At 66.5% G+C, this 12,517-nt stretch carries 13 protein-coding genes; 5 read left to right on the top strand and 8 right to left on the bottom strand.

Annotation, left to right across the window (positions count from 1 at the left end; genetic code table 11):
• Positions 1 to 136: 136 nt before the first annotated feature.
• Genes ASE66_RS10915 through ASE66_RS10895 form a run of 5 tightly spaced genes read left to right on the top strand, consistent with a single transcriptional unit; the run spans position 137 to position 4,635 of the window.
• Positions 137 to 1,387, top strand: a complete 1,251-nt coding sequence (locus ASE66_RS10915; protein WP_057189639.1) for an ABC transporter substrate-binding protein — start codon at positions 137 to 139, stop codon at positions 1,385 to 1,387.
• Positions 1,388 to 1,407: 20 nt separating this feature from the next.
• Positions 1,408 to 2,346, top strand: coding sequence for a carbohydrate ABC transporter permease (locus ASE66_RS10910; RefSeq protein ID WP_082613348.1), 939 nt, complete (start codon positions 1,408 to 1,410; stop codon positions 2,344 to 2,346).
• Between the two features lie 16 nt (positions 2,347 to 2,362).
• Entirely contained in the window at positions 2,363 to 3,175 is an 813-nt protein-coding gene (locus tag ASE66_RS10905; protein WP_159650145.1) for a carbohydrate ABC transporter permease, read from the top strand.
• A gap of 3 nt (positions 3,176 to 3,178) precedes the next feature.
• Positions 3,179 to 3,586 carry a carboxypeptidase-like regulatory domain-containing protein gene (locus tag ASE66_RS10900; protein WP_057189636.1) on the top strand — a complete coding sequence of 136 codons (408 nt, stop codon included), beginning with the start codon at positions 3,179 to 3,181 and terminating at the stop codon, positions 3,584 to 3,586.
• Positions 3,587 to 3,588: 2 nt separating this feature from the next.
• The gene (locus ASE66_RS10895) at positions 3,589 to 4,635 is read left to right on the top strand and encodes a hydroxyacid dehydrogenase (RefSeq protein WP_057189635.1); all 1,047 of its coding nucleotides are present in this window, start codon (positions 3,589 to 3,591) and stop codon (positions 4,633 to 4,635) included.
• 5 nt (positions 4,636 to 4,640) lie between these two features.
• Here the strand turns inward: ASE66_RS10895 and ASE66_RS10890 are convergent, their stop codons facing one another.
• The 8 genes from ASE66_RS10890 to ASE66_RS10855 form a co-directional block, all read right to left on the bottom strand.
• Complete coding sequence (locus ASE66_RS10890; RefSeq protein ID WP_057189634.1) at positions 4,641 to 5,516, bottom strand: SMP-30/gluconolactonase/LRE family protein; 876 nt, start codon at positions 5,514 to 5,516, stop codon at positions 4,641 to 4,643.
• 5 nt (positions 5,517 to 5,521) lie between these two features.
• Positions 5,522 to 6,193, bottom strand: a complete 672-nt coding sequence (locus ASE66_RS10885; protein ID WP_057189633.1) for an SDR family oxidoreductase — start codon at positions 6,191 to 6,193, stop codon at positions 5,522 to 5,524.
• 11 nt (positions 6,194 to 6,204) lie between these two features.
• Positions 6,205 to 7,395 carry a Gfo/Idh/MocA family protein gene (locus ASE66_RS10880; protein WP_057189632.1) on the bottom strand — a complete coding sequence of 397 codons (1,191 nt, stop codon included), beginning with the start codon at positions 7,393 to 7,395 and terminating at the stop codon, positions 6,205 to 6,207.
• Entirely contained in the window at positions 7,392 to 8,456 is a 1,065-nt protein-coding gene (locus tag ASE66_RS10875) for a sugar phosphate isomerase/epimerase family protein (RefSeq protein ID WP_413814258.1), read from the bottom strand. The genes ASE66_RS10880 and ASE66_RS10875 overlap by 4 nt, the downstream gene beginning before the upstream one ends.
• A 239-nt stretch (positions 8,457 to 8,695) precedes the next feature.
• Positions 8,696 to 10,201, bottom strand: a complete 1,506-nt coding sequence (locus ASE66_RS10870; RefSeq protein WP_057189630.1) for a tripartite tricarboxylate transporter permease — start codon at positions 10,199 to 10,201, stop codon at positions 8,696 to 8,698.
• A gap of 10 nt (positions 10,202 to 10,211) precedes the next feature.
• Positions 10,212 to 10,685, bottom strand: coding sequence for a tripartite tricarboxylate transporter TctB family protein (locus tag ASE66_RS10865; RefSeq protein ID WP_057189629.1), 474 nt, complete (start codon positions 10,683 to 10,685; stop codon positions 10,212 to 10,214).
• Positions 10,686 to 10,760: 75 nt separating this feature from the next.
• Positions 10,761 to 11,729, bottom strand: a complete 969-nt coding sequence (locus ASE66_RS10860) for a tripartite tricarboxylate transporter substrate binding protein (RefSeq protein WP_057189628.1) — start codon at positions 11,727 to 11,729, stop codon at positions 10,761 to 10,763.
• Positions 11,726 to 12,472: a FadR/GntR family transcriptional regulator gene (locus ASE66_RS10855; RefSeq protein WP_057189627.1), complete on the bottom strand. Its 747-nt coding sequence runs from the start codon at positions 12,470 to 12,472 to the stop codon at positions 11,726 to 11,728. Before ASE66_RS10855 ends, ASE66_RS10860 begins: the two co-directional genes overlap by 4 nt.
• Positions 12,473 to 12,517: the final 45 nt, after the last annotated feature.

Raw genomic sequence — 12,517 nt, 5'->3', positions numbered from 1 at the left:
ATGCGCTGCAAAATGCATAGAAAAGGGAAATTCGTATTGGCTCTAAGTCGCCTTGACCGATCGAATGTAACCGCTATCATCGTCGACGAAGCTCGCCCGGAGAGGCGGGGCACCAGATCATTTCAGGGAGGACGGCATGGACCGCAGAACACTCATCAAGAGCGGCCTGGCTGCGGCAGGGACGGTCGCGATGCCGGCTTATCTGCGGGCCCAGTCGAACCGCAAGCTCAGCATCCTGACCTGGAACATCGCCGACCAGGAGGCCCTGTTCAAAGAGGAGTTCGCCGACTTCAGGGCGCAGAATCCGGGCGTCGAGATCGAGTGGCTCGACAAGAAGGGGCCGGAGCTGCCGGCCTTCTACCAGACGCAGCTCGTCGCTGGGACGGCGCCCGATATCGTCGATCTCCAGGGCGCGATCTGGGTGGAGTGGGCGGCGAACGGCGCCCTGCTCGACCTGACGCCCTATATGCAGAAGGAGCCGGATGTCGCCAAGCTCTACAATCAGGATTACCTGGCGAGCTTCGTCTACGACAAGAAGAACTATGTCGTGCCCTTCTACATCGCCAAGACGCTGCTCTTCTACAACAAGCTGATGTTCAAGGAGGCGGGCCTGGCGGAGGCGCCAAAATCGTTCGACGAGATCGTCAATTTCAGCCAGGCGATGGCGAAGGGCGAGAAGACCGGTTTCCTGACGCTGAACTTCGACTGGCTCTATTGGCCGCTGATGCAGATGAACGGCGTCGAGCTGCTGAAGCCCGACATGAAGACGCCGGCTTTCAATACGCCGAAGACAATGGAAGTGCTCGACAAGCTGGCCAAGGCCACGGCGTCGGGCGGGATCAACAAGATCGCCTGGACCGGGCGCTGGGTCGAGCCCAACGGCGCCTTCGCCTCTGGCAATGTCGGCATGCTGCAGGCCCACTCGGCCTCGTACTTCTTCGTCAAGGGCCAGGCGCCCTGGGTCAATCCCGACACGCTCGGCGCTGTCCAGAACCCGGGCAACTGGTCGACCCCGACCAATCACGGCTTCGCCATCTCGAAATCGTCGAAGAATCCGGATCTCGCCTGGGCCCTGGTCAAGCACATGACCAGCAACAAATGGGCGACGGAATTCTCCCTGCGCCGCCGCATCCTCACCGGCAACCTCGCCGCGGACAAGGCCGGGCTGGAGAAGGTCAAGACCGAGGATCCGCTGGCCCATGCCGTGCTGCTGACCCAGCTCGAGCACACCGACAAGATGTGCGGCAACTGGCCCCTGCCGAATGACGCGCAGGTCAAGGACGCATTCTGGGCCGAGGTCCAGAATGCCGTGCTCGGCCGCAAGGACGCCAAGACGGCGCTGGCGGATGCCGAACGCGCCGTGACGCGCGTCATGCGTCGCTCCTGAAGCTGAGGATAGCGCCTGCCATGGCAATGGCTCTGCCCGCCGCGCCCGAACGGCGGTCGACTTCCTTCCTGCGCAAGGCGACGACGCGCCAGGCCATGCTGGTCTGGTGCTTCCTCGCGCCGTCGCTACTGGTCTTCCTGCTCTATCGCATCCTGCCGCTGGCCTGGAACATCGTCCTCTCGTTCCAGGCCTGGTCGCCGTTGAAGCCGGCGGTCTTCATCGGCCTCGAGAACTACGAGGAGATGCTGACCGACGAGGTGTTCTGGCAATCACTCTGGAACACCGTCTTCATCATCCTGTCGGCGCCGGTCGGCATCGCGATGGCGCTCGGCCTCGCGCTGCTGGTCAACTCGAACATCAGCGGCCGCAACCTCTATCGCACGCTGATCTTCCTCTCCTATCCGCTGATGACGGTCGCGGTCGCGATCATCTGGCGCTGGATGTATGACGAGCGCGTCGGCCTGTTGAACTATGTGGCGCGGCTCCTGCACCTGACCGATACGCCGATCCCGTTCCTGAACTCGTTCTTCTGGGCGCTGCCTTCGGTCGTCGTCGCCAATATCTGGCAGATGCTCGGCTTCTACATGATCATCCTGTTGACGGGGCTGCAGAACATCCCGAGCTCGCTGTTCGAGGCGGCCGAGATCGACGGCGCCACCGCCAGCGATCGCTTCTGGCGCATCATCCTGCCGCTGCTGCGGCCGTCGATCTTCCTGTGCTTCGTCATCGGCATGCTGAACTCGGTGACCAGCTTCGACCTGGTCTATGTCATGACCGGCGGCGGCCCCGGCCGCGCCACCGAGATCCTCGTCACCTACATCTACAAGCTCGGCTTCGTGCAGACGCGCTTCGACTATGCGGCTGCCGTCACGGTCGTGTTCTTCATCTTCCTGATCACGGTCGCCTGGGCGGCGAATCGCATCTCCGGCGGCAATGCCGGCGCGAGGGACATGGAATGATTTGGGACATGGAATGATGCGCCGCTCCCCGACCTGGCCGATCCATCTGGCGCTGATCGCCGTCTGCTTCGTGATGCTGGTGCCCTTCTATTGGGTGCTGAAGACATCCGTCTCGGGCGAAAACATCTTCACTTTTCCGCCGAGCATCATCCCGCGGAACCCGCACCTCTTCTATTACGTCGATGTCTGGTACGCGATCCCGTTCGCCCGCTACTTCCTGAACAGCGTCATCGTCTCGGTCATCACCATCGCCGCCAATGTCGTCTTCAACGCGATGGCGGGCTATGCGCTGACCCGCGAATTCCGGGGCAAGGGCTTCATCCTGATCCTGTTCCTGTCCTGCATGATGGTGCCGTTCCAGGCGACGATCATTCCGGCCTACCTGATCACCGGCCAGCTCGGGTTGCTGAATTCCTATGTCGGCCTCGCTTTGCCGCAGTTCTCGACGATCATCTGCATCTTCGTGTTCAAGGCGAGCTTCGATGCGATCCCGGGCTCGCTGATCGACGCGGCCAAGGTCGACGGACTGCCGGAATGGCGCATCGTCTGGACGATCATGCTGCCGCTGGCCAAGTCCGCCATGGCGACGAACGTGATCCTCTCCTTCATCTGGTCCTGGAACAATTTCCTCTGGCCGCTGATCATGACGCGGACGCCGGAGATGCAGACCCTGCCGCTCGGGCTGGCGCGCTTCCTGTCCTATCAGGAGGATACGACCGGGGCGCTCTACGCTTTCTGCATCATGGTGCTCGCGCCCGGCATCCTTCTGTTCCTGCTGGCACAGAAGGAGTTCATCCAGGGGCTCACCTCCGGCGCGACGAAGGGCTAGGCGATGGAAGCTTATTCCGGCAGTCGGCAGCATGGCTGGAGGAAGTGGCTGCTCAACCGCTTCGTGCTGGTGCCTGCTGCCATCCTCGCCGTGGCAGGCGCCTGGGACCTTTATGCCTCGGCGCATGATGACGGTCTCGTCATCGGGCAGGTGCTGGACGCGCAGGGCAAGCCGGTCGAGGGGGCCGAGGTCACGCTCTGGGTCTTCAGCTTCACGACCTTCGCCGAGAACCGCAGCGTGAAGACGGGCAGCGACGGCAGCTTCCGCATCACCGGCAACCCGTCGCACCATATCCAGCTGAGCGCGGCGAAGCCGGGCATCGGCGCCTCCCAGCGCATCCCGATCCGGCTCTATTTCCGCTCTCAGAACACCAAGCTCGCGGCCCCGCTCGTCCTCCCCGGCAAGGCCTGAGCATGACCCGGCCCATCATCCTGCTCGATCCGCATCCGCGACGGGCAGGCTCGATCTTCGATCCCGAGCAGATGCGCCGGCTCCATGCACTGGCGGAGGTGGTGACAGAGGATATCGACGGGCGATTGCCGGCGGCGCTGGTCGAGGCTGCCTTGCCACGCATCAGCGCGGTGCTCGGGCAGACCGACCTGCCGGCCGAGCGGATCGCGCGGGCGCCGCACTTGCGGGCGGTGATCAATGTCGAGGGCAATTTCCTGCCCAATGTCGATGCAGCCGCCTGTGCCGCGCAGGGGATCGAGGTTCTCTCGGTCGCGCCGGTCTTCGCCGTGCCGGTGGCGGAGATGGCGCTGGGCCTGGCACTCGACCTGGCGCGGGGCATCACCGCCGGCGACCGCGCCATGCGCGAGGGCCGCGAGGCCTATGGCCGCTTCGGCTGTGCCGGTTCGGTCCTCCTGTCGCGGGCGACGATCGGGCTGGTCGGCTTCGGCAATCTCGGCCGGGCGCTGCGCCGGCTGCTTGAAGGTTTTCGGCCGGATATCCTGGTCCATGATCCCTGGCTGCCCGCCTCGGCGATCGCCGACGAGGGCTGCCGGGCCTGCGGACTGGATGAATTGCTCGGCGCCAGTGACGTCGTCTTCCTGCTCGCGGGGGCGACCAGGGACAATCCCGGCTTCATCGATACGAAGGCGCTGGCGCGGATGCGTGACGGTGCCATTCTGGTGCTGGCGAGCCGCGCCGCCATCGTCGACTTTCCCGCTTTGCTTGCCGAGGCCGGGCGCCTGCGGATCGCGACCGACGTCTTCCCGCAGGAGCCCGTACCCGCCGATGATCCAATCCGGCGCTCGGACATGCTGCTGTCCTCGCACCGCGCCGGCGGCATTCCCGCCGCCTTCCACGACATGGGCGAACGCGTCCTCGACGACCTCGCCTTGATCCTGCGCGGACTGCCACCGGTGCGGCTGCAGCGTGCAAACCTCCAGACGATGGCGCTGATGCGCAGCACGCCCGGGCGGGAAGGAGCGACGCCGAAGCCGGCGGGCGCGGCGTAGGTCGATCACCCCGCGAACATCGGTTCCGGCAGGCCCTTCACGCCGAGGCCATGGATAGCGAACAGGTTCCCGCCCTGTGGCGTGCGTGCCCGCTCCTCCTCGCTCAGCATCGAAGCGGCGCTGGTGACATAGAGCACGTCGAGTCCATCGCCGCCGAAGGTGCACATCGTCGGATGCTTCACCGGCATGTCGATCAGCCGGTCGAAGCGCCCTTTCGGATCGACTCGGGCGATCTTGCCGCCATGCACCAGCGCGCACCAGTAGAAGCCCTCGGCGTCGACGGTCGCGCCGTCGCAGCGACCTTCGATCTCGCGGGTCGAGAAGAAGACGCGGCGATTGGAGATGGCGCCGGACTCGATGTCGAAATCATAAGCGAAGACAGTCTCGGCCCTCGAATCCGCGAAATACATGGTGCGGTCGTCCGGCGAGAAGGCGATGCCGTTGGAGACGATGAAGCCCTCATCCATGCGCCGGGCGCTGAGGTCGGGATCGAGACGGTAGAGCGCGCCGCTCGGGTCCTTGAGCGCGCCGTCGCGCGAGCCGCACCAGAACCGGCCGCGCCTGTCGCATTTGCCGTCGTTGAGGACGTTGGCGGGCTTCTCAGGCTCCGGATCGACCAGCGGCGTCACCGCGCCGCTCGCAAGGTCGACCGCGGCGAAGCCGCTCTGCAGCGAGGCGATCAGCCCGCCGCCGCGCCGGATCGCGAAGGAGCCGACGATCGCCGGCATCGGCCAGGTGGCGAGCCCATCCACCTGATGCCAGCGATGGATCGCCGGCCGGAGCGCGTCGACGAAGTAGAGCGCGCCCTCCCCGCCATGCCAGCACGGGCCTTCGCCGAGGGCGAAGGGGCCGGGCAGGACGGTCTCGATCTCGGGCTTCATCGGCGTCACCAGGGCAAGGGCTGATCGTGATAGGTCTGGAAGATGCCGGTGTGATGCCGCCCGGCGCGGTGGAGCACGCCGCGCATGCCGGCGACGCTCTCCTCGACCGGCACGCGCCCGCCAGGCTCGGTCGCAGCCCAGCCCGGATGCAGGGCGATGACGCTGATATGGCGGGGCGCCAGATCGATCGCGAGACCCTTGACCACCATGTTCAGGCCCGCCTTGCTCGAGCGATACGCATAGGAGCCGCCGCTCTGGTTCAGCGCGATCGAGCCCATGCGGCTGGAGACGAAGGCCATGATCTTCAGTTCGCTCGCGGCGACGTTCTCGACCAGCGTCTCGGCGAGCTTCATCGGTCCGATCAGGTTGGTCTCCAGGATGCGCCGCCAGTTGGCATAGTCCGTCTCGCCGAAGGGCGGATGCGGCCGGCCGATGCCGGCATTGTTCAGGAGGATGTCGACCGGGCGTCCGCCCAGCGAGGTGGCGAAGGCCTCGATGCCGGCGTGGTCGGTCATGTCGAGCTTGATAACCTCGACATCGCCGGCGATGGCGCGGGTTTCGTGCGCGGCTTCGGGAGCAAGGCAGGTCGCGTAGACCTTGTGGCCCTCGGCCGCGTATTGCCTGGCGAACTCAACGCCCAGCCCTGTATCGCAACCCGTAATGACGATCGTTGCCATGCCGATATCCGCTAATGACTGGGAGCGAGAGCAGTAGACGCGCCGCCGGCGGCGGAGCTTTCGAGGCAGGCCATGACGAAGGCGAGGCCGGCGACGCCGTCGTCGATCGAGGGCGTCAGGCGGGCCATCGCGGTGGCGGGCCTCAGGCCGCGCCGCGCCAGGACGAGATCGGCAAAGCCGCAATAGAGATTGGCGATCGCCTCGATCAGGCCTTCTGGGTGGCCTGGACGGGACAGCCTCGTCGCATCCCGCGCGGCTGCCGAGAGATCGGGCCGGCCGGCGCCGGTCACGACGATGTCGCCGTTGAGCCGACCCAGCTGCAATTCATTGGGTGCGCCATGGCTCCAGGCGAGATGGCCGCTCTCGCCGAAGACCCGGATGGTGAAGACGTTCGACATGCCGGCCGCGGCATTGCTGACCTCGATCCGCCCGCGGGCACCGCCTTCAAGCCGGAAGCGGATCTGCGCGATGTCGTGGACCTTGCGGCCAGGCACCAGCGTGCCGACCTCGGCCGAGACTGATGCCATCGCCTCGCCGGTGACGAAGCCGACGAGGTGGTGGGCATGCGTGCCGATATCGCCGAGGACGAGCGAGGGGCCGCTGATCTCGGGATTGAGCCGCCAGCGCGCCGCGCCTTCCGGCGTCGCCTCGACCAATGTTGCGTTACCGCCGGCGAGGTAGTCGATCTGAACGAGGCGGACCGCCCCGATCTCTCCGGCGAGGATGCGTGCCCGCATCTCGCGCAGCATCGGATAGCCGGAATAGGTGTGCGTCAGCGCGACGGCGACGCCACTCTCGCGCGCCAGCGCCGCGAGCTCGCGCGCCTCCGCGAGATCGTTGCACAGCGGCTTCTCGACCATGACGTCGAGCCCGGCGGTGAAGGCAGCCTTGCAATAGGCGGTGTGGCTGTCGTTCGGGGTGATGATGGCGAGAGCCTCGACGCCGTCCGCGCGCGCCCTCTCCCGCGCCAGCAACTCGTCGAGCGAGCCGTAGCAGCGCTCTTCGGCAAGGCCGATGGCGAGCCCTTCGCGGCGCGAGCGCTCCGGCTTCGACGACATCATGCCGGCAACGAGGGCGAAGCGGCCGTCGAGGGCGGCGGCCATGCGGTGGACCGGACCGATCAGCGAGGGCGGAGCGCCGCCGAGGATGCCGAGGCGGATCGGCCGCCCGAGGGCGGCCAGCACGGGATTGCCTTCGCTCATGATCTCAGCCCCAGCATGCGGTCGAGCTCCCCAGGCGGTGCGGACCGGCGCATGCCTGCGTCGAAATCGCGCTGCGTGGTGTGGATGATGTGGTCGGCGATGAAGCGCGCGCCTTCGCGGGCGCCGTCGAAGGCATTCTTCAGGCAGCATTCCCATTCGAGCACGGCCCAGCCGTCATAGCCGTAGCGGGTGAGGCTGCTGAAGATGCCGGAAAAGTCGATGTCGCCGTCGCCCGGGCTGCGGAAGCGCCCCGGCCGGTCGACCCAGTCGCCATAGCCGCCATAGACGCCGCGATCCGGGCTCGGGCGGAACTCGGCGTCCTTGACATGGAAGGCGGCGATGCGGGCGTGCCAGCGGTCGATGAAGCCGAGATAGTCGAGATGCTGCAGCCTGAGATGGCTGGGATCGTAGAGCAGCCGGGCGCGAGGATGGTTGTCGACCTGTGCGAGGAAGGCGGCGAAGGTCGCGCCGTCATGCAAATCCTGCCCCGGATGCAGCTCGAAGCAGATGTCGACGCCGAGACGGTCGGCGAAGTCGAGCAGCGGCCGCCAGCGCGCCGCAAGCGCCGCAAAACCGCGTTCGATCAGGCCAGGTGGGGCCGGCGGATAGGGATAGAAGAACGGCCAGAGCAGGCTTCCCGAGAAGGTCGCAAGCTTGCCTGCGCCGATGCGGGCCGCGAGCGCAATCGCGCGCCGCAATTCCTGTTCGGCGTAAAGCTGGCGCGCCGCCGGGTCGCCACGCACTTCGGCGGGCGCGAACGCGTCCATGACCCCGTCATAGGCCGGATGGACCGCCAGGAGCTGGCCGGCGCGATGGGCTGCGATATCGCTGACCACCAGGCCGTGACGCTCGATCGTCGCGCGCCAATCATCGATGTAATCGCTCTCTTCGAGACGCTCGGTGTCGATGATCGCCTTGTCGTGGACAGGCACCTGCAGGGCCTTGAAGCCGTTCTGCGCCGCGAAACCGGAAACGCCGTCGATATCGGAAAAGAGCGGAGCTGCGCCGAGATACTGGGCGATGAACAGGCCCGGGCCGCGAATGGTCTTCAACGACGTCACACCCTCATGCCTCGCAAGGATCGCGATGATGATAGCGCTTACACGTTCGGAGGCAACAACCTTCGGCGTTCGTATCCGGCAAGCATATTCGGACCCGCAACCCTCATCCTGAGGAGCAAGCGCAGCTTGCGTCTCGAAGGATGCTCCAGCCGCCTCCGGAGCCCCCCTGAACCATCCTTCGAGACGCGCTCCTGCGGAGCGCTCCTCAGGATGAGGGCTGTGGGTTTCGGATCACTGCCTCAGCCCTGAGCGGGCTGCTTGTCCGCCTTGCCGCTCTTCAGCGAGGCGAGGATGGTCCAGCCGATGATGCCGATCGTGATCGCGGCGAGAACGGCGGCGATCGGCCGGTCGACCAGGCCGATCAGCCTGCCGTCGGACTTGATCATCGAGTTGATGAAATACTCCTCCAGCAGCGGCCCGAGCACGACGCCGAGGATCACCGGCGCCACCGGAAAGTCGTTCTCCTCGAGCACGAAGGCGAGCGCGCCGAAGGCGAGCATGACGCCGACATCGAACAGCGAATTGTTGATCGCGTAGGAGCCGACGATGGCGAAGAGCAGGATGATCGGCATCAGCACGCGCCGCGGCACCGAGAGCACGCGCGTCGCGACCTTGATGATCGCCCAGCCGAGCGGCAGCATCAAAAGGTTGGCGATGACGAAGACCAGGAAGACCGCATAGACGTTCTCCGGGTTGTTGACGAAGATCGTCGGCCCCGGCGCCATGTTCTTCATCATCAGCACGCCGATGGCGATCGCGGTGATCGAGTCGCCGGGGATGCCGAAGACCAGCGCCGGGATCCAGGCGCCGGCCAGCGAGGAGTTGTTGGAGGCGCCGGCCTCGATCAGCCCTTCCGGATGGCCGGTGCCGAATTTCTCCGGTTCCTTCGAGAAGCGCTTGCTCATCGCATAGGACATCCAGGCGGCCATGTCGGCGCCGCTGCCCGGCTGGATGCCGATGATGGTGCCGAGCGCGCTGCCGCGGATCAGCTGCCAGGGATACTGCTTGGTCAGCCGCCACATATTGGCGAAGATCGGCCCGATCTTCTGGACCACGGCATGCGGGGCGCTGCCATCGGAGACCATGTGCCGCATCACCTCGGAGCAGGCGAACATGCCGACCATCATCGGAATCAGCGAGACGCCGCCGAGCATCTCGGTGGAGTCGAAGGTGAAGCGCGGCTGGCCGGCCGGGTTGTTCATGCCGATCATCGCGATCAAGAGGCCGATCAAGAGCGAGAGGCAGGCCTTCAGCGGCGTCGAGGAGCCGATGAAGACGGCGCCGCCGAGGCCGAGCATGACGATCCAGAAGAACTCGACCGAGCCGAAGCCGAGCGCGAAATCGGCGATGGCCGGCGAGGCCACCATCATCACCGCCGTGCCGAACAGGCCACCGATCACCGAGAACCAGAGGCCGATGCCGAGCGCGAGCTCGGGCTTGCCCTTCAGCGTCATCTGGTAGGAATCGTCGACATAGGCGGCAGAGGCCGGCGTGCCGGGGATGCGCAAGAGGCAGCCCGGAATGTCGCCGGAGAAGATCGCCATGGTCGAGGTGGTGACGATCGCGGCGATCGCCGGCACCGGCGGCATGAAGAAGGTCAGCGGCACCAGGAGCGCCGTCGCCATCGTGGCCGAGAGGCCGGGGATGCAGCCGACGACGAGGCCGTAGATCGCCGAGGCGGTGATGACGAAGAGTACATAGGGATCGAGCACCATCCCCAGCGCGGTGACGTAGGCATCGAGCATGGCGGCGATCCTACCAGCGCAGGGGTTCGAGCGGTCCCCAGGGCAATTGCACGCCGAGGGCCAGATAGAAGATCGAGTGGATGACGAGCGCGGCCGCGAGTGACAGCCCGACGGCCTGCAGCGGCCTGGTGCCGCCGGCCAGGAAGAGGACGATGAGGATCAGCGGCGCGCAGATCAGGAAGCCGAGCGTCTCGGCACAGAGCATGTAGAAGATCACCGCCGCCGGCACGAGCAGCAGCCGTGCGAGCGCGCTGCCGCTGCGGGCCCAGTCGGCAAGGCCAAGCAGCGGGCCGGCCTGCGTCGCGCGGGCGCCGTTGATCGCGAGGATCGCCGCGCAGAGCGCCAGCAGGCCGGACAGGATCAGCGGGAAGGCCGAGGGGCCGAGCGGCTGCTCGGACGGATTCGGCAGGCTCCAGGACGCGGCTGCCACCAGGCCCGACAGGGCAAGGAAGACGAGGCCTCCGAGGAGATCGTTGAACTTCATGGCGTGCTCGGTGTGCGCGACGGGAGCGGGCGCGGCGAAGGCCGCCGCGCCCTGGTCATTGCGAAGAGCGGAGGACTACTGGCGCAGGCGCAGGCCGAGCGCCCCCATGATCTCGCCGTTGTTCTTGTGCTGGGTGGCGAGGAAGCTGCCGAAAGCCGGGCCCTTGGCGAAGGCGTAGCCGAAGCCGCGCTCGGCGAGGAAGGACTTGTAGGCCTCGGAGTTCGCGACCTTCTCCGCCGCCTCGACGAGGCGGGCGGCGACATCGGCCGGCAGGCCGGCCGGGGCGGCGAGGCCGCGCCAGGTGCCGCCCTCATACTCCTTGCCGATCGCGTCCTTGACGGTCGGCACGCTCGGGAACGCGCCGATCTTCTCCTTCGACATCACCGCCAGCGACTTGACGCGGCCGGCGTCGAACATCGGCTTGCCCTCTGGCAGGGAGGACGGGACGATCTGCACGCCGCCCGAGGCCAGTTCCTGGAAGCCGGGAGCAGCGCCCTGGCTCGGCACGACCGTGACGCTCTTGGGGTTGATGCCCTCGAGCTGGAGCAGGCCGGCGAAGGCGAGGTGATAGGCGGCGCCGGCCGCCATGCCGGAGAGCTTGTAGTGACCGACAGGCTGCTTCTTGATGTCGTCGAGCGCGGCGCGCAGGTCCGCCCAGGGCGAGTTGGTGGCGACGTTGAAGGCGGCCGAGTCGAAGTTCACCAGCGCGATCGGGGTGAGCTTCTCATAGGTGAAGGGAGCAGTGTTCGACCAGTAATAGGTCGTGACCTCTGCCGTCGCGAGGCCGATCGTGTAGCCGTCCGGCTTGGCGTTGACCATCTCGGTATGGCCGACCACGCCGCCGCCACCGGTGCGGTTGACGACGTTGACCGGCTTGCCGAGCTCCTTCTCCAGCCCCGCTGCCAGGATGCGGGCGACCGCATCGGTACCGCCACCCGCGGCCCAGGGCACGACCAGGGTGATCGGGCGCTCCGGCCAGGCGGCGAAGGCGGGGACGGACACCGCCGCGACGGCGGCAGCGAGCAACATCGTTCCGAATTTCATGGCGTTTCTCCCAGTGCAGTTTTTTGGTTTGGGTTGATTCCACCCGCCAGAGCAGGGTTGGAAAGCATGTGACCACGCGTGTAGCCGAGCACTTGCCGCATCGCCTGACGGGCCTGCTCGGGCTCACCGGCGGCGATCGCGTCGACGACCGCGGCATGGTTGGCGAGGTTCCCGGCAAAGACGTCGACGGTGAAATCGAACATCGCACTCAGGATCGTATCGATCGCGCCGCGGAAGCTGCGCAGGATCGGGTTGTTGGTGGCGTCGAGGATCGCAAGGTGGAAGCGCTTGTCGGCAGCAATGGCGGCCTGAGGGTCATCCTGCCCTGCCTCCATGGCGGCCAGAGCCGCGCGGATGCGGGCCAGATCCTCGGGCGTGGCGCGGATCGCTGCCAGTGCCGCCGCCTCCGGTTCGATGATCTCACGCGTCTCTTCCAAAGCGAGCAGCAGGTCGCGATCGAGCCCGTCCTCGCTGCGCATCCAGCCGAGCACTTCCCGGTCGAGCAACGTCCAGTCGTGCTGAGGACGGACCTGCGTGCCGTGGCGTGGCCGAACGGTGAGCAGACCCTTGGCGACGAGGGTTTTGACGGCCTCGCGAACGACGCTGCGGCCAACGCCATAGCGTTCGGCGAGCTCAGGCTCGGCGGGCAACACGGTTCCCGAAGCGATCTCGCCACGCACGATCGCAGCCCCGAGTGCCGCAACCATCGCGCCGATCTTTCCTGGCTTGCTGCCGCGCTGCATGCCCCGTGTCACCTCCCATGGCGGGAAAATGTCACGTCCGGGACT

Origin of the sequence: Allobosea sp. Root483D1, assembly GCF_001429505.1 — a bacterium.
Taxonomy (GTDB): domain Bacteria; phylum Pseudomonadota; class Alphaproteobacteria; order Rhizobiales; family Beijerinckiaceae; genus Allobosea.
This window is presented reverse-complemented; position numbering and strand designations above follow the sequence as displayed.